17 protein-coding genes and 2 pseudogenes are annotated in these 16,388 nt (G+C 68.9%); 14 read left to right on the top strand and 5 right to left on the bottom strand.

Annotated features, from left to right (window positions below):
- Window positions 1-277: 277 nt before the first annotated feature.
- Entirely contained in the window at window positions 278-1,471 is a 1,194-nt protein-coding gene (locus V4Y04_RS00605; RefSeq protein ID WP_332424983.1) for a PP2C family protein-serine/threonine phosphatase, read from the top strand.
- A 621-nt stretch (window positions 1,472-2,092) separates the two neighbouring features.
- Complete coding sequence (locus tag V4Y04_RS00600; RefSeq protein ID WP_332424981.1) at window positions 2,093-2,938, top strand: RNA polymerase sigma factor SigF; 846 nt, start codon at window positions 2,093-2,095, stop codon at window positions 2,936-2,938.
- Window positions 2,939-3,034: 96 nt separating this feature from the next.
- On the opposite strand, the gene V4Y04_RS00595 is transcribed toward V4Y04_RS00600, so the two are convergent.
- Window positions 3,035-3,484, bottom strand: a complete 450-nt coding sequence (locus V4Y04_RS00595) for an ATP-binding protein (protein WP_332424979.1) — start codon at window positions 3,482-3,484, stop codon at window positions 3,035-3,037.
- Between the two features lie 477 nt (window positions 3,485-3,961).
- On the opposite strand from V4Y04_RS00595, the pseudogene V4Y04_RS00590 reads away from it, so the two are divergent.
- Window positions 3,962-4,123: pseudogene (locus V4Y04_RS00590) on the top strand (anti-anti-sigma factor); the annotation flags it as partial.
- 305 nt (window positions 4,124-4,428) lie between these two features.
- Here V4Y04_RS00590 and V4Y04_RS00585 read toward each other — a convergent pair.
- The gene (locus V4Y04_RS00585; protein WP_332424978.1) at window positions 4,429-4,602 is read right to left on the bottom strand and encodes a CsbD family protein; all 174 of its coding nucleotides are present in this window, start codon (window positions 4,600-4,602) and stop codon (window positions 4,429-4,431) included.
- Between the two features lie 141 nt (window positions 4,603-4,743).
- On the opposite strand from V4Y04_RS00585, the gene V4Y04_RS00580 reads away from it, so the two are divergent.
- The 3 genes from V4Y04_RS00580 to V4Y04_RS00570 all read left to right on the top strand — a co-directional run bounded on the left by V4Y04_RS00580 (window position 4,744) and on the right by V4Y04_RS00570 (window position 6,320).
- A complete protein-coding gene (locus V4Y04_RS00580; RefSeq protein ID WP_332424976.1) occupies window positions 4,744-4,914 on the top strand; it encodes a hydrophobic protein in 171 nt (56 codons plus the stop codon).
- Window positions 4,915-5,569: 655 nt separating this feature from the next.
- Entirely contained in the window at window positions 5,570-5,704 is a 135-nt protein-coding gene (locus V4Y04_RS00575; protein ID WP_332424975.1) for a hypothetical protein, read from the top strand.
- A 199-nt stretch (window positions 5,705-5,903) separates the two neighbouring features.
- Window positions 5,904-6,320, top strand: coding sequence for a hypothetical protein (locus V4Y04_RS00570; RefSeq protein WP_332424973.1), 417 nt, complete (start codon window positions 5,904-5,906; stop codon window positions 6,318-6,320).
- On the opposite strand, the pseudogene V4Y04_RS00565 reads toward V4Y04_RS00570, so the two are convergent.
- Both V4Y04_RS00565 and V4Y04_RS00560 read right to left on the bottom strand, forming a co-directional pair.
- Window positions 6,310-7,542: pseudogene (locus V4Y04_RS00565) on the bottom strand (IS200/IS605 family accessory protein TnpB-related protein); the annotation flags it as partial. The gene V4Y04_RS00570 and the pseudogene V4Y04_RS00565 overlap by 11 nt on opposite strands.
- Before the next feature lie 148 nt (window positions 7,543-7,690).
- On the bottom strand, window positions 7,691-8,125 hold the full coding sequence (locus V4Y04_RS00560) for a hypothetical protein (RefSeq protein WP_332424971.1): 435 nt from the start codon (window positions 8,123-8,125) through the stop codon (window positions 7,691-7,693).
- Between the two features lie 83 nt (window positions 8,126-8,208).
- On the opposite strand from V4Y04_RS00560, the gene V4Y04_RS00555 reads away from it, so the two are divergent.
- From V4Y04_RS00555 to V4Y04_RS37605, 6 genes are all read left to right on the top strand, one after another.
- On the top strand, window positions 8,209-8,886 hold the full coding sequence (locus V4Y04_RS00555; RefSeq protein ID WP_332432655.1) for a helix-turn-helix transcriptional regulator: 678 nt from the start codon (window positions 8,209-8,211) through the stop codon (window positions 8,884-8,886).
- 555 nt (window positions 8,887-9,441) lie between these two features.
- On the top strand, window positions 9,442-10,089 hold the full coding sequence (locus tag V4Y04_RS00550; RefSeq protein WP_332432654.1) for a dihydrofolate reductase family protein: 648 nt from the start codon (window positions 9,442-9,444) through the stop codon (window positions 10,087-10,089).
- A gap of 336 nt (window positions 10,090-10,425) precedes the next feature.
- The gene (locus tag V4Y04_RS00545) at window positions 10,426-11,811 is read left to right on the top strand and encodes a DEAD/DEAH box helicase (RefSeq protein WP_332424969.1); all 1,386 of its coding nucleotides are present in this window, start codon (window positions 10,426-10,428) and stop codon (window positions 11,809-11,811) included.
- A gap of 455 nt (window positions 11,812-12,266) precedes the next feature.
- Window positions 12,267-12,398, top strand: a complete 132-nt coding sequence (locus V4Y04_RS00540) for a hypothetical protein (RefSeq protein WP_332424967.1) — start codon at window positions 12,267-12,269, stop codon at window positions 12,396-12,398.
- Window positions 12,399-12,552: 154 nt separating this feature from the next.
- A protein-coding gene (locus tag V4Y04_RS00535) for an IS5 family transposase (protein WP_332424965.1) occupies window positions 12,553-13,364 on the top strand; the annotation gives its coding sequence in 2 pieces (ribosomal slippage) (window positions 12,553-12,892 and window positions 12,892-13,364; 813 coding nt in all).
- Between the two features lie 109 nt (window positions 13,365-13,473).
- Window positions 13,474-13,779, top strand: coding sequence for a hypothetical protein (locus V4Y04_RS37605; RefSeq protein ID WP_443079927.1), 306 nt, complete (start codon window positions 13,474-13,476; stop codon window positions 13,777-13,779).
- A gap of 16 nt (window positions 13,780-13,795) precedes the next feature.
- Here V4Y04_RS37605 and V4Y04_RS00525 read toward each other — a convergent pair whose 3' ends face one another.
- Window positions 13,796-15,388 carry a Na+/H+ antiporter gene (locus V4Y04_RS00525; RefSeq protein WP_332424964.1) on the bottom strand — a complete coding sequence of 531 codons (1,593 nt, stop codon included), beginning with the start codon at window positions 15,386-15,388 and terminating at the stop codon, window positions 13,796-13,798.
- A gap of 72 nt (window positions 15,389-15,460) precedes the next feature.
- On the opposite strand from V4Y04_RS00525, the gene V4Y04_RS00520 reads away from it, so the two are divergent.
- Both V4Y04_RS00520 and V4Y04_RS00515 read left to right on the top strand, forming a co-directional pair.
- Window positions 15,461-15,721 carry a UBP-type zinc finger domain-containing protein gene (locus V4Y04_RS00520; RefSeq protein ID WP_332424962.1) on the top strand — a complete coding sequence of 87 codons (261 nt, stop codon included), beginning with the start codon at window positions 15,461-15,463 and terminating at the stop codon, window positions 15,719-15,721.
- Window positions 15,722-15,910: 189 nt separating this feature from the next.
- The gene (locus tag V4Y04_RS00515) at window positions 15,911-16,072 is read left to right on the top strand and encodes a hypothetical protein (protein ID WP_332424961.1); all 162 of its coding nucleotides are present in this window, start codon (window positions 15,911-15,913) and stop codon (window positions 16,070-16,072) included.
- The last annotated feature ends 316 nt before the right edge of the window (window positions 16,073-16,388 follow it).

Genomic DNA, 16,388 nt, shown 5'->3' with positions numbered 1-16,388 from the left:
TCACGGCGGCAGGCGAAGGCGCCGGCAGTCCGGCAACCACCGCGCATCCAATCGGCACCGGCCCGCTCCGGACCGCTCACCGTGTGCCGACATGCTGCCTCCTCCGTATCCCTCGGCCGCCGACGCACTGCCGTCCGGTCGCCCGCGGACGCCCACCGGCGGACCCGGGACCTGCCCGCACCGGCCGGTCTCACCGCCCTGACCAGGTAAGACGGGCGCATCAGGTGAGGTTGCGAAAACTTGGGGAAAAAGTTGTGGCAGCCGATAGGAGGTTGCTGTGGTGGGTGGAGATCTGGAACTGGGCGAGTTGCTGGCCGCTGCGGAGGCAGCGCCACCCGGTGAGTCAGTGGACGTGGTGGCACACGACCTGCAGAAGCGATTCGGTGCGGAACAGGTGTCCTTCCTGTTCGTCGACCTCATCGGTCAGCGACTGGTACGGCTCGCCGCGGTCGGCGGTGATGTCGCGGATCATGCCGAGCCGATCGACCTGCAGGGCAGTGTCTACGACAGCGTTCTGCAGAGCCAGCGCCAGTATGTGGAACCGGACGGCCAGGGCGGACGGCGCGTCATCACGCCGGTCACCAACCGCGGCGACCGCATCGGCGTCCTGGAGGTGACCCTGCAGGCCGCCGACGACACCGTGCTCCGACAAGTGCGCGAGGCGGCACATGCGCTGGCCTACATCATCGTCACGGACCGCCGCTTCACCGATCTGTACCACTTGGGCCGGCGCACCACCGAGACCAGCCTGGCCGCGGAGATCCAGCACCAGCTGCTTCCCTCGGCCCCCTGCTGCGAGGCGGCCCAGTTCACCCTCGCCGCCGGGCTGATCCCCGCCGACGACATCGGTGGCGACACCTACGACTACACACTCGACCGCGGCACCCTGCACCTGTCCATCACCGACGCCATGGGCCATGACACGAACTCCGCTCTGCTGGCCACCCTGCTGGTCGGCGCACTGCGACAGGCGCGCCGCAGCGGCTGTGACGCCCTTAAACAGGCCCACCACGCCCACCAGGCTCTGCTGAGCCACAACCGCGGCCTGGCCACCGGACAGTTGCTGTGCGTCGACCTCGAAACAGGCATCTGTGAACTGGTCAACGCCGGCCATCCCTGGCCGCTGCGGCTGCGCGACGGCACCGTCGAAGAGGTCGGACTCGCCGTCAACCTGCCGTTCGGTGTGGCGGCACCCACCTCCTACCGTCTCCAGGAACTGCACCTGCAGCCCGGAGACCGCCTGATCCTGCTCACCGACGGAATGCAGGACCGCGGTGCCGCGGCCGTCGATCTGGCCTCGGTCGTTCACGCCACCCGCGCGCTGCATCCAAGAGAAGCCGTCCGGAACCTGACCGCTGCGGTGCTCGATGCCTGCCATGGCAGCCTCAAGGACGATGCCACGGTCCTGATACTGGACTGGCACGGTAAACGCCGCAGATCGGCCGGTACCGGACCGGGCCCGCAGCCATGAGCCGCAGCGGCCCGCCGGACGACACCGCTTTGCCCACCACACTCTTGACGGCGCCATCGTTCGGGCCGCCGAGCGAGACTTGGTCGTCCGGCTCGGACCACTGCTGCGCCGCTGTGACCAGGCCGTGCGGGTGCCGACCCTGACCTCGACGTTCGCAGGCGGCACCGGCCGGGAGAAGACCAACCGTCTTGTGATCCCTCCGCGCACGACGACGACCTGCACCCCTTCGCCTACCGGCCGATGGACGCCGCCGGTCTCCAACATGCCCGCTTGCCAGGGATTGTCCGGAGAGCCGAGAGCTTCGCCGACGCCGGCCGGGTGGCCCGGCGCATCAGCCTGGAGGCCACCGGCGAGGCTTGTCGCCGAACAGGTCATGGACAAGACCGCGGCGAGTTCGGTCCCCTGCTCAGTGGGCCCGGCGGCCGTGATGCCGTTCCGTCGTACTTCAGGACCGGGTGTCCCTGGAGCGTCCTCTTGGGCGCCGAGCCGCTCGAGAAGTGTGGTCCCTCCTCCGTTCGTGCGAGTGCAGGTATGGATGCAGGACGAGGGGGTATCCGCGTGGCGGCGTCGGCTGCATCCGGCCGGCAGCGCGGTTGGCTTCGATGGCGGGAGGGATATGTCATGGCGCTCATGAATATGGCGGCAACGGACACACAGGCGCACGGGTTGCCGGAGGTTGCCGATCCTTCTCAGGTGGCGCCGAAGGACGCCCGCGAGCTGTCCAAACTGTTCTTCGACCAGCTGGCGGTGCTTGAGGAGGGCACGCCGGAGTACAGCTACGCGCGGAACACGCTGATCGAGATGAACATGTCCCTGGTCCGCTTCGCGGCCGGTCGCTTCCGCAGCCGCGGGCCGGAGGAGATGGAGGACATCGTCCAGGTCGGCATGATCGGCCTGATCAAGGCGATCGACCGGTTCGACCTCTCCCGGGAGGCAGAGTTCACCTCCTTCGCCATTCCGTACATCGTCGGCGAGATGAAGCGGTTCTTCCGCGACACCACCTGGGCCGTCCACGTTCCGCGCCGGCTCCAGGAAGCCCGCGTCCAGCTCGCGCGCGCCACCGAGGAACTCCGCAGCCGCCTGGGCCGCACCCCGACGGTGAAGGAACTGTCGGAGCTGATGAGCCTGCCCGAGGAAGAGGTGCGGGAGGCCCGCCTCGCCGCGAACGGCTACAGCTCCTCCTCCCTGGACGCCACCATCAGCGGTAGCGAGGACGGCGAAGCCGCGCTGCAGGACTTCATCGGTACCCGGGACCAGGCTCTGGAACTGGTGGAGGACTTCCACGCCCTGGCCCCGCTGATCGCGGAACTCGATGAGCGGGACCGGCAGATCATCCACATGAGGTTCGTGGAAGAACTCACTCAGGCCCAGATCGGCGAACGCCTGGGCGTCTCCCAGATGCACGTCTCCCGGCTGCTGTCGCGCACTCTCGCCCGGCTGCGGGAGGGCATGCTCACCGGTCCCTGAGAGGGCGCCCGAGCGTGGCGGGCACACAGCTGCCCGCCGGTGGGCCGGTGGCTTGCCGACTCTTCGGGCCTGCGCTGCCGCAGCCACGGACGCCGACTAGTGAGCGGGCTTGCGCAGGTGGAAGTGAGCGACGACCTGTTTGCCGGTCTCCCGGGCGACGGCCTGCACCTGATCGCACAGCTGGGCGACCAGGTGCAGGCCGTGTCCGCCGACGCGGCGCGCGTCGTGTGCTCGCAGTTCGGGCGAGCGAGGGGAGCTGTCACTCACGGTGACGCGCAGCAGGGCGGCGTCGGGTGCCACTTCCAGCGCCAGTTCGCCCGGACCGGGCGCATGACGCAGTGCGTTGGTGACCAGCTCACTGACGATGAGTTGGGCGTCCTGGCTCGGCCGGTGGCCGGGGTCGTGTCCGGCCTGGGCCAGCAGCGTGCGTACGGCCGCTCGGGCTTCGGCGATTGATGCATCCGCAGTGTCCCAGGCAATGCTGTATCGCAGGGGCGCTGCGGATTCCTGTTCATCCGATGCCCGATTTTTGAGCGGGGTGACCATAACTCTTCCCGTGGGTCGTTTTTTTACTGGTACAACGCAAGTTGCCGTTATCGCATCATTTCGCTTACCCGCTATCGTCCTGTTCATGGGGCACCCACCGGTCCTGGTGTTCGGCGCGTTCCGGTGCCGGGGATCGTGAACTGTTCGAGCGTGCCACTGACAATCGGCAGCCGACCGACGGCCTGCTGCCGAGGGGCCGAGGCGAACGAGGCCCCAGCCGCCTGCCGCATGGCGGCGCCGGGCATCGAGAAGGGCGCTGAGGAGCATACTGTCGGCGTCCTCGACGGATACGACTCCTGACAGTGCCCAGGGATATGGCGGAGCCGTGCAGGAAGGCCGTTTCGGCATGCGCCGCTACGAGGCCGGGCAGCGTGTGCGGGGTGGTACGCGCGTCACCTCATCAAGCACCGTGTCCGCGGGATCGCCCGCTGAGGGTCGACGGACCGCACCGCTCCCGCCGGCTTCCTTGCCGCTGGCGGACTCCCCGCCCTGATCGCGGCCCGCGGCCATGCTCACGTCGCCCGGGCGGATATCGCGCTCGCAGCTGTCCCGCCCCGCACACTGCGCGTGCTGCGCACCGTCGGCCTCGACCAGATCTTTTCTCTGCACCCCGGCAGTCACTCCGCCATCCGGTTCTGACTCCAGCGGCGTTCCGAACCTACGCAGTGGGCCTGGGGGAGGGGAGAGGCGCGGCAGGGACAAGCCATGCAAGGGCCGCGTGCATTGTGCAGCGGTCACCTCCGGACGCCAGGGGGACCGGTCGTGCGGGAACGGGGTCACTGTGCTGCCGGGAAGGATCATCACAGCTCGCCGGCCTCCCGCGCGGCTGGGGTGGCGGCTGCCGATGGTAAACGCCCGGAGTACAAGGGGTGAGCGGTGCTCGCCGAAGCAAATCGAGGGTCTTCCCGGATTTTTCCGGGAAGACCCTCGACCGGTACAGCGCGTCAGTGCTTGAAGGCGTCCTTGGCCTTTTCCTTGGCCTCACGGGCGTCGCCCTTACTCTTCTGCGCCTGCCCCTCGGCGGCCATGCGGTCGTTGCCGAGGGCGCTTCCCAGGGCCTCCTTGGCCTTTCCCTCGGCCTGCTCGGTCTTCGCCTTGGCCTTCTTGCCGGCAGTCATGGAACACGCCTCCTCATATCCTTTTGGTGCCGCTGTCGCGGTAAAGCCTCTTGTGCCCCGGCTACTCCTTCGCAAACAAGGCGCCGCCCAGGAATGGAGGGAAAATGACAGGGCAGACGGAGCCGCAGGAGGTCGATAACCATGGTTCCCCTGCTTCTTGTTCTGCTTCTCGCGGTGATCCTTTTCGGTGCGGGTTTCGCCGTCAAGATTCTGTGGTGGGTGGCCCTCGCCGTGCTGGTGCTGTGGCTGCTGGGTTTCGTGATGCGCTCCACCGCCGCCGGTGGTGGCCGCGGCCGTTGGTATCGATGGTGATCCGACCCGCACCGGCCCAGGCCAAGGACTCTCAAAGGGGAGCGGGGTAGGTGTGCTGCGGTCGGGGGTGGGACGGTCATGCGCGACGGACCGCGCAACCTCTCACCGCGTCCCGTCCCCGACCTGACCGAAAGCCGCATACGCCGGGCCGGTGGGCCGGCCGACAGCAGGCGCATGTCGGCGGCGGACCGCCGCGCCCGTGACGCTGTGCAACGGCCGGTTCGCCGCAGCCCTTGCCCAATCACCGTCGACGGGAAGAAGGTCGCCGAGGGCCCGGGGGCGTCGACGGCAAGCACATGGGCGAGTACACCCTCCGGTAACAGCACACCGACCGGCGGCACATGTGGTCGGTGTCGGTCGGCGCCGCTTCGGATCGAGGAAGAGCTGTACGACCGCGATCGCTGTTCCACGCCAGGCCGGCTGAAAGGGCGGTATTCCTTCCCGGTCGGGCCAAGGCCGTCTCACGCTCGGCGCGGCGTCTGCGCCGGGCGAACACTCGGGCGCTGTATGTGTCGGCTGCGGGCACGGGTAAGACGTTGGTGTCCATCCGCGTCGCCGACGAACTCGGCGCCGACTGGTCCTGTTCGTCGTAGCCACCCTCGACCTGGCGGCGCAGACGGCGCTGGTGCGGTGCGACCACGGCCACGGCGAGCACATGGCGATCGTCTCCTTCCCGGATGCCGCCGACCGCGACGACCTGGTGGCCGCGCACCTCGGCCCGACCATGGATCCGCTCGCACCGGCCGCGGATTCAGGTGGTGGGGGAGGGGCGACAGCGGAGGTGACGTAGGTTCACCTGGTGCATACCTCGTCGCAGCGGACGCGCGAGCCCGAAGAACAGCCCGAACCGGGTTCGGCGCAGCCCACTCCCGCGTCGCGGTGGAAGTGCGGTGTGGGCACTGGGCGGTGCCGTGCTGGTTACAGCGGTCTGGGGTGGGTCGCTTCTGCTGTCCACGGATGCCCCCGACGGGCCGGACGCGAGATACCGGATGAGCGGCAACCTGTGCGCGGACGCGGAAATGGCCGCCGTGAGCGTGGTCTACGACCGGAGTGACGACTCCACGCACGGGGAGCACCGGCACCGGGCGATGGACGTCGCGGAGTGCAACGCCTCCCTCATCGCGAAGAGGGCGGACGACCCGGTCTCCCGAACGCTGACCATACGGTTGAAGTTGCACAAGGTGACCGACCCGCGAGCGGAGTTCGAGGCCAACGGCGAAGCCGTCGAAACCACTACCGGCCCCAAGATCGTCAAGACACCGGTCGAAGGGCTCGGGGAGCGCGCCTATTTCGAGGTCATCGACTACGGCAGTGGCGCTGTAGTGATCCTCATGGCGCTCGACGGGGGCGCGGAGTTTTCCCTCGACCTGACTGCTGATACGGGACGGACCGTTCCTAGTCAGTGAGCGGGAGTGAGTCCTGGACCCACTCCCGCTCGCCGCGGACGCCCCGAACGGTGTTGGGTGTCCTGGTCGCCCGCGTTCGTTCCGCGTCCGGCGGCACGGATCGTGTCCGTGGTCCGGGAAGGCGGCGGCGGGGTCCCTCACGCCCGGGGGCATCCGGTCCGGCCTGGACGGTCCGATGCCCGTGCACATCACTCCGGTGTGCACGGGGCGGTGCCGTCCGACGCCGGAGCGGATGCCCCTGGGCGCGTCGTGCGATCGCCACGGCGGCTGCGTCGATGGGGGTGCCCCCTGCTTGAGCGCAGTCGAGAGCTTGGGGGAGGGTGGTCCTGCGGGTGCTGCTGGTCAGGGGTTTCTGCCAGTGCTGGGCGCCCCACTTCGAGGTGTAGGCCGGGTCGACGGCGACGACGGTGATGCCCATGGCGTCGGCCATCGAGGTCAGGCGGGCGCGGAGCCGGCCGGTGGGCAGGCCGGAGATCAGTCGGCGGAACCGTTTGTTGCGGCCGTGTTTCTCGCGGGTCTTCTCGGTGGTGAAGTCCAGGTCTTCGACCGCGATCGCCCGCACCCCACAGGTACGGGCCCAGTGCAGCAGCCGGGTCAGGGCGTGGCGGACCTGGGCATCGCGGTGGCCGGCGGTGCCGGTCAGGTCGAAGCAGAAGCGGCGCGGGCTGCCGGTGGGGTTGCCGTGGGTGTCCAGGCGCCAGGCGGCGAAGTGGTCGGCGTTCATGTCGACCCCGATCACCCCGTCGGCCAGCGCCGCTGTCAGGGGGATCGTGTGTGTGACGGGGGTCTGCCAGGACGCGGTCACATACCAGCGCGCCCGGGCCGGGTCGTGGTGGATGCGGTAGGCGATGGCCCGGTTCGCCGCCACCCGGTCGGCCCACTCCGGCCCCCGGTGCGCAAAGGCCGCCCGGCCGGTGAGCACGTACCGGCCGGGCGGGGCATTCGCCAACTCCTTGAGCGGAGCGGGCAGCCGGATGCTCACCTCACCGTTTGGTGCGATGCGGATCGTCTCGTTCCCCTATTGCTTGCCGCTCTCCCCGTCCGCCCGCAAAAACCAGCGGGCCGCCTCCCAGCGCCCACGCCACTCGCCCTCGGACAACTGCGCGGCGGGCAGCTGGTGCCGCATCCGGGCCAGGCGCTTGCCGCCGCGCACCACGCGCACCCGCCCGGCTGCCCAGTCGGCGCGTTTCCGTGCCAGCCGGTCCTCCAGCACGCGCAGCCGGCCGGCTTCACCGTCTCATCGGATCTGCTCCATCGCTCTCGCGCGCGCGGCTGATAACAGGATTCCGGGCGATCAGAGGAGGCGCGGCGCTGCGGGTGGCGCCGTGAGGCTCCACCCGCTGGAGGGGTTCAGTGCGCTCGGCGTCTGTTCACGGCCGCCGCTCGGCGTGGTAGTGCTGGGCGAGCCGTGCGAGCGCGACGGCGCCGAGGAGCAGTCCGAAGTCGCGCAGGGCGATGTCGTAGTAGTCCGGGATGGTCAGCAGGTTGACGATGATGCCGGCCAGCCAGCCGGCCACGAGCCAGCCCCCGAAGCGCGGAGCCAGCGCCACGGCGAGGCCGGCCACGATCTCGATCGTCCCCACCGCGTACATGGCCGCCTGGGCGCTGCCGGGAGCCAGGTCGTCGATCCACGGCGCGAGGTAGGTGGGCCAGTCCACGAGCAGGTTGGCGAACTTGTCCAGCCCGAACAGGATCGGCGCCACGGTGAAGCCGACACGCAGGATCACGAACGCCTGGTAGCCGGGGTCGGTGAGCACCGCCCGCCGCGGAGCGGCGGAGGTGGTGCTTGTGGTTACGGAGGACATGGCCCCCTCCTTCTATCGACAAGGTTCATTGGTAATAGAATCGCCGATCCTTTCTATAGTCAATGGCTGTGGGTTTTACACTGGTGTTCGTGGACACCCCGAAGGAAGTACGCGACCCGGATGTCTCCGCCATAGCCGCTCTTGACGAGCCGACCCGCAGGAGGCTGTACGACCATGTGGTGCGTCAGCCGAGTCCCGTCGGCCGTGACGAGGCGGCCGCCGCCCTCGGGCTGGCTCGGCGGACCGTCGCGTTCCACTTGGACCGGCTGGCCGACGAATCGCTGCTGGACGTCGTCTACGAACGCCGCAGCGGACGCTCCGGACCGGGCGCGGGAAGGCCGGCCAAGCTCTACCGCCGCTCGACGAAACAGGTCGCCATCAACCTGCCGGACCGCCGCTACGAGCTGGCCGGACAACTCCTTGCCCAAGCCGTGGAGGAATCCGACGCGACAGATGAGCCGGTACGCAAGGTGCTGCACCGAAAGGCCGAAGAACTCGGCACGCAACTGGGCGAGCAGAACGAGACGAACGTCTTCGACCTGCTGGAGCGCTACGGCTTCGAGCCACGCCACGAGGACGACGCCATCGTTCTGGCGAACTGCCCCTTCCACGCGCTGGCCCGGGAGCACACCCGGACGGTGTGCGGCATGAACCTCCACCTGCTTCGCGGTGTCCTCAAGGGCAGGGGCGAGGCAGGACTCCAGGCATGCCTGGTGCCCAGCCTCGGACAATGCTGCGTCCGACTGCAGCCAGCCGCCTGATCAGGCCGGAGACCGCGGAACCCCCGATCGCCCGCCGACATGACCGGTGTCGCGCGTGCATCCAGGTACCGGGTCCGCAAAGCATGCGGCATCTCAGCCGCCCTACGCCGCATCCGAGTGCGCCTGACGCAGCCGGCCCCCTCCCGTCGCAGCTGATCGCGGTGCCCGCCCACCCGCGCAGGGACATACTGCGATTCGGCGGGAGTCCTCAGCTCGCCGGCCCACCCCTGCGGTACGGGCCGGACACGTTCGACGCCGCTTCTCGATGTCGACCAACCACCCGCTGTCCAGGCTCAAGGAAAATCGACCGAACCACCGGAGCCTGTTCGGCGTCCTGCCCGGAGAAGGCCGACAGCCAGGCCGCCCGCTTGCGTAAAGGCCCACGCGGCGGACGGCCCCAATGCCTCACTGAAGAGTGGTACAAGCAACGCAGCACGGTCGAATGCCGCGACACCTGTGTACGGGCTGCCGTTGCTGAAGGCGGTGAGGAACATGAAGCTGAAGGAAGCCCGTGACGCCATCGCCCGCCTCATACGTTCCCAGGAGTCGCCAGCCATGTCACTCGTCCGCGTCCACAACTTCTCCGTCTCGCTCGACGGCTTCGGCACCGGTGAGGGGCAGAGCCATGACGCACCGTTCGGCCACGCCGCCGAAAGACTGCACGAGTGGATGTTCGCCACCCGGTGGTGGCACAAGATGATCGGCCGGCCCGGCGGGACCGGCGGCCTCGACGACGCCTTCACGCGGCAGTTCACGCCCGGGATCGGCGCCGAGATCATGGGCGCCGGGAAGTTCGGCCACCCCGGATGGCAAGAGGACCCGAAGTGGGAGGGATGGTGGGGGCCCAACCCGCCGTTCCACACACCGACCTTCATCCTCACCCATCACCCGCGTCCGTCGATCGAGATGGAGGGTGGCACGACATTCCACTTCCTCGACGCTTCGCCTGCGAAGGCGCTCGAAACGGCCCGCGAGGCTGCGGGGGGCCAGGACGTACGCATCGGCGGGGGGCCCACCGTGATCCGCGACTTCCTTGCCGCCGGGCTCGTCGACCACATGCACATCGTGGTGGTCCCGATTCTGCTCGGCAGAGGCGTACGCCTCTGGGACGGACTGGAAGGCCTGGAGAAGAACTACGAGGTCGAGGCCGCCTCCTCGCCCAGCGGAGTCGCGCATATGACGTTCACCCGTATGGGGCTCTGAACCACCTCGGTCGAGGACCTGGAGCGCAGGCAGGGCTCGATGCCATGTCTTTCATTGTGTCGTTCCCCAGGCCGACGGCGATCTGCTTGATCGCCGCCTCGGGCCGCGACTCGTACAGCGTGACCGCGCCCGCCTCGAACTCCGGCGGACAGCGCTTCATGGCCACGACATGTCCGTTCCCGGATTCTCAGGATCCAGCGTCTCGAGTGTCCAAGATCAGGGATGAGGGCCCTACCGGGCCGCTGATAAACTGTGCCCGCGCTTCATTACACCGGGGTCCGTACCGAACGGTACGGACCCCGGTGCGTTCCGGGCGCCAGATCAGGAAGGTGCCTCATGAACGCGAAGCCGTCGGCCTCCGGACTCTCCAGGGGTGGCACGTCCCCGCGAGTGACAGTGTCGCCGGAGGTGATCCCGGCCGCGTCCTTCGACGCGTTCGGGCTGCCGCCGGAGCTGGTGAAGACATTGGGAGGGCTCGGGGTGACGAAACCGTTCCCCATCCAGGCGGCGACGCTGCCCGACGCGCTGGCCGGTCGCGACGTCCTCGGACGGGCGCGCACAGGGTCCGGCAAGACGCTGGCCTTCGGGCTCGCTCTGCTCGTCCGGACGGCGGGCCGACGGGCGGAGGCGAAGCGGCCCCTCGCGCTGGTCCTGGTGCCGACCCGGGAGCTCGCCCAGCAGGTGAGCGACGCCCTGGTGCCGTACGCGCGGACGCTGAACGTACGGCTGGCGACAGTGGTCGGCGGGCTGTCGATCAACCGGCAGGTGGCGGAGCTGCGGAGCGGCGCCGATGTGGTCGTCGCGACGCCGGGGCGGCTGGCCGACCTCGTGTCGCGCCGGGACTGTCATCTGAACCACGTTCGGATCACGGTGTTGGACGAGGCGGACCAGATGTGCGACCTGGGGTTTCTGCCGCAGGTCTCGGACATCCTGGAACAGGTCCCCTCCGACGGGCAGCGGCTTCTGTTCTCGGCCACGCTCGACCGCCACGTCGAGCAGCTGGTGCGGAGTCATCTGAACGACCCGGTCCACGCGTCGGTCGACCCCGGGGCCGGCTCGGTGAGCACGATGGACCATCACGTCCTGACCGTTCATCCTGCCGACAAGTACGCCACGGCGACCGAGATCGCCGCTCGGGACGGCCGGGTGCTGATGTTCCTGGACACCAAGGCGGGCGTCGACCAGTTCACACGTCATCTGCGGGCCGGCGGTGTGCGGGCCGGTGCCCTGCACAGCGGCAAGTCGCAGCCGCAGCGCACGCACACGCTCGCCCGGTTCGCGGACGGTGACATCACCGTGCTGGTGGCCACCAACGTCGCGGCACGGGGTATTCACATCGACGCGCTCGACCTCGTCGTCAACGTCGATCCGCCGGCCGACCCCAAGGACTACCTGCACCGCGGCGGGCGCACAGCGCGGGCCGGACAGTCCGGGACCGTGGTCACCCTGGTCACTCCCGCCCAGCGGCGCGAGGTGAACCGGATGATGTCCGATGCCGGTGTCCGGCCGACCGTCACCCCGGTGCGCTCCGGCGAGGCGACGCTGACCGCCATCACCGGTGCGAAGCGCCCGCCGGCCGGGACGAAGGCCAACAGCGGCAACGCGCCCTTCCGCGGCCTCGGCAGCCGTCCGAGCCGTCCCGTCAAGGAGTCCCGCAAGGCCGCCGAGGCCCGCAAGGCGGCGGAGGCCCGGGCGGCGGCCCGAGTGCGCAGGGGCCACTGACCTCGGACGAAACCCACCCGAAGCGTGCCGCAGAAGGCTGTGATCGGGCAGCCTGAAGTGGGCGGCCCGACTGTCCGCTCATGCGGCGAGGGCGAGGTTGTGCATGCGGGCGACGGCCTGGACCACGTAGTGGAGGCTATCGCCCGCGTTGCCGGCAGTCGCGGAGGACCTTGCAGGGCTCGGTGTGAGCGAAGGCATGTTCCACACGAAGCCTCCGCCAACTTGAAGACGCAGGCCAAAGGGCTGGTGTGACCGGTTCTCGGGGTGCTCACGCTGGTCGCGGACGGCAGTCTGAGCAGTAGACAGTCCGTCAGGCTGCGTTGTATTGCTGGCGCCAACGGCCCTGAGTGGCAATCTCCTTGCCTACTGCGGCAGGTCGGCTCGTCCGCCTTGCGGAAGATTTCTCCGCACGTGGGGGAGGGCACCGACTCGCGGGCTGCAAGGACGGTCAGCATATGGCGCACTTCCGTGCTCAGCCGAAGGAGCTGGAGACTGGTCTGGCCGCCCTTATAGGCGTGCAGGCGGAAGACTTTGACCGCGATTTCGTCGCGGTCGTCGGCGAAGACGTCTGGGAGCCCGGCGAGTAGTTCGAAGTCTTGCTTGCCGGTCGTCGCGTCGGCCACGGAGCTGAGGGGTAGGGTCTCGAACTCTGATGCGGACAAGGAAGTGTCCACCGCGACAGCGTGGGGGCTAAGAGGGTGTCTCACGTGGCGTTAGGTGAATGCGGCATGATGCTTTGCCATGGTTGTTGGTTTGTCGCAGCGGTTGGTTCCTGACGAACTCTGGTCGCTCGTCGCACCGTTGTTGCCTTCGTTCACTTCCCGTCCGCAGGGTGGAGGCACGGCCCCGGTCGATGAGCGAGCGGTGTTCACGGCTGTGGTGTACGTACTGACCAGCGGCTGTGCCTGGCGCCATCTGCCGGAGACATTCGGTGTCTCGCCGGCCACCGCGCACCGCCGGTTCTCCGCATGGACCAAGGACGGGCTGTGGCGGCTGCATCGGGCCGTCCTGGACGAACTCGGAGCCCGCGGCGAGGTGGACCGGACCTCGGTCATCGTGGACGCGGCCTCGGTCCGCGCGAAAAAGGGGGATCGCCGACCGGGCGCAATCCGGTCGACCGGGGCAAGAAGGGCAGCAAACTCCATGTCCTGTCCGACGCGCAGGGCCTACCCCTCGCTCTCGGCGTCTCCGGCGCGAACGCCCACGACAGCCAGGCGCTGCTGCTGGTCCTGGGCATACCCGCCATCCGCTCGAGGCGCGGCCCGCGCAGGCGCCACCCCGGCCGGCTCCGCGTCGGCAAGGCGTACCACTGCGCCGAGAGGCTGAAGCGGCTGCGCGAGCGGGGCATCGTCCCGCGCATCGCCGGGCCCGGCGTCGAGTCCGGCGAGCGTCTCGGCCGGCACCGCTGGAAGATCGAACGGTCGATCTCCTGGCTCTTCGGCTACCGCCGCCTGACCGTCCGATACGAGCGCAAGGGCAGCCACTCCCTGGCCTTCCTCGGACTCGCAGCGGCCCTGACCTGCTACAAGAAGCTCGCGAAACTCACCACATGAGACAAGCTCTAAGTCATTCGGCCCAGGAACCTTCTTCCGAGTTCCTCCCGGTCGAACCGGGGATGCAAACAGAGCGCCTCGTGGCGCCCTGGGTCCGCTCCGCGGTCCGGTGTTTCGGCAGAGGGATGGATTCGCCGAGCTCGACCGCGTCCCGCTCGAACTCCTCGGGATATCGGGCGGCATCCACCTGGACACCTCCTTCTCGGACCACGCAATCCGATCTTCAGGAGATGTCCACAAACAGGGGAGACCCCTCGAGGAGTTCGCCCAGGACTTCGAACACCGCCACGGCATACCCGTTGAACGTGCCCATATGGCCAAGATGCCGTATGTCCTTGTCGCCCTGGTCGAAGAGAGTGCGTTTCCGGGCAAAAGCACGGTCGTCGCCGCCGTCACCAGGTTCCCCTTCCCATGAGCACCGGGGGGCCGTTCTATGCCGTCTCCCGATACACCGCCGCCTCCTCCAGGTCCAGCCGCCGCAGCAAGGTACGCAGCATCTCGTCGTCGAGGTAGCGGGCGTCGCGGAGTCTGACGAACACGTCACGTTCCGCGCTGATCATCTCCCGTGACAGCCGCCGGTAGGTGTCGTCCACGGACTCCCCGGTGACCGGGTTGGCCTGGCCCAGACGTTCCCAGACGGCGTTGCGCCGGCGCTCCAGGACGGTGCGCAGACGGTCGGCGAGCGGGGCCGGAAGAGCGTTGCGCTCGTCGGACAGGAGCTCGTCCAGCCGCTGCTCGGCGACCCGCGAAGCCTGCGCCTGGGCGTTGGCCTCCGCGAGGGTCTCGGCCTGGATGTCGCGTTTGGGGATCTTCAGCAGATGGATCAGCGGGGGCAGCGTCAGCCCCTGCACCACCAGCGTGCCGATGACCGTGGTGAAGGTCAGGAAGAGCAGCAGGTTGCGCTGCGGGAAGTCGGCGCCGCCGGCGGTGAGCGGGATCGAGAAGGCGATGGCCAGCGAGACCACGCCGCGCATGCCGGCCCATGCGATGACGAACGGCGACTTCCAGCCGGGTCTTCCCTCGCGTTCCCGGATCCGCGCCGACAGCAGCGGTGGCAGAAAGGTCGCCGGGTACACCCATACGAACCGCGCGACGACGACCACCGCGAAGACGGCCAGCGCGTACCAGGCGGCCTCGGCGCCCGCGTACTCCCCGAGTCCTCCAATGACGATCGGCAGTTGCAGTCCGATGAGCGCGAACACCGCGGCCTCCAGGACGAACGCGACCATCTTCCACACCGCCTCTTCCTGGAGCCGGGTGGCGAAATCGACCTCCCACGCGCGGTGTCCCAGGAAGAGCGCGACGACCACGACCGCGATGACCCCGGAGGCGTGCACCTGCTCGGCAGCGGCGTAGGCGACGAACGGGATCAGCAGGGAGAGCGTGTTCTGCAGCAGCGCCTCCTTCACGTGGGTGCGCAGCCAGTGCAGCGGAACCATCAACACCAGGCCGAACGCGAGGCCGCCGAACGCCGCGAGCAGGAACTCCCCGATCCCCCCGGCCCAGGTCGCGCCCTCGCCGACGGCCGCCGCCACGGCCACCCGGAACGCGGTGATCGCGGTGGCGTCGTTCAGCAGGGACTCGCCCTGGAGGATCGTGGTGATCCGGGACGGCAGTCCGACCCGGCGCGCCACCGCCGTCGCCGCGACCGCGTCCGGCGGGGCCACCACGGCACCGAACACCAGAGCCGCGGTGAGCGACAGGCCCGGCACGAGCAGGTACAGGGCCCAGCCGACGACGAAGGTCGCGAACAGCACGTACCCCACCGACAGCAGCGCGACCGGGCGCAGCTGCGCCCGCAGACCGAGGTAGGAGCTGTCTGTGGCAGCCGTGTGCAGCAGCGGGGGCAGGATGAGAGGGAGGACGATGTGCGGGTCGAGCGTGTAGACGGGCACGCCGGGGACGTAGCTGACCGCGAGACCGGCGGCGACCACCAGCAGCGGGGCCGGCACCGGAGTGCGTCTGGCGGCGGCGGAGATCGCGGCACTGCCCGCCACCAGCAACAGCAGCGGCATCACGTCCATGTCGTGCCCACCCCCGAATCTCCGCGCAGTGATCCGCGCAGTGATCTGCGCAGCCGTCGTAATCTGGCCATCATGAAACAGTGCACGCACGCCGACGCGCTGCCGCTCCCGGAACCCGTCCCACTCACCGAGACGTGTCCGGAGTGTCTGCGGGACGGCACGGATCCGGTGCAGTTGCGTCTGTGTCTCAGCTGCGGTCACGTCGGCTGCTGCGACTCGTCGCTGGGACGGCACGCGACGGGGCACCACCGGGAAACGGGACACCCCGTGATGCGGACACATGAGCCCGGAGAGAACTGGCGCTGGTGCTTCGTCGATCACGTACTCGTGTGACCGGCTGTTCCACGCCGCCGGTCTGCCGTTCCCGGTCTGAGCCGCCCGCCCGGCCAGCCGGCCGGGCATGCGCCGACGCGAACGTCAGCCGGCTGACAGGCGCGCGTCACGGTGGCGCGCCCATGGCCGCAGGAGCCGCGCACCCGTGACGCACACCCGCACGACCAGCCCGGCAGGAGCGTAGGAACCATGAGCACAGTGGCCGTCATCGGAGTCCACGGAAAGAACGGCCGGCGGCTGGTACGCCTGCCGGCGCAACGCGGTGACAAGGCGGTCGGCATCGTCCGTCGTGCGGAACAGGACGGCGCCATCACGAAGTTCGGCGGCACCGGCGTTCACCCCGCAGCGTAAACACCCGCTGTCCAGGACCTGGGGGAAACTTCACGGTGACTGTCTTGTCCGACGACAGCGCCGGCGTGACGGCATCCCGCTTGAACTCCAGCATGCACCGCTTGCCCGTATTGCCCTTTTATTCACTGCCTGCGACTGCTTTCTCCGGGATCTTCCGTCCCAGTATCAGGCTGTCCAGGCCGGAGGGGGGGCTTCACTGCCCGGCGCGACGAGATCCAACGGCTACGGGAACAGGCTGCAGGCTTCGGCAATGTCCGATGCCTTCCTGCCGCCCGCAGCGGTACGGCGCCGTACGGGTCATGCGGCTGAGGTCGGC

This window comes from Streptomyces sp. P9-A2, from assembly GCF_036634175.1.
Classification (GTDB): domain Bacteria; phylum Actinomycetota; class Actinomycetes; order Streptomycetales; family Streptomycetaceae; genus Streptomyces; species Streptomyces pratens.
The sequence above is the reverse complement of the archived record's forward strand: the minus strand, read 5'-3'. Positions and strand labels throughout refer to the sequence as shown.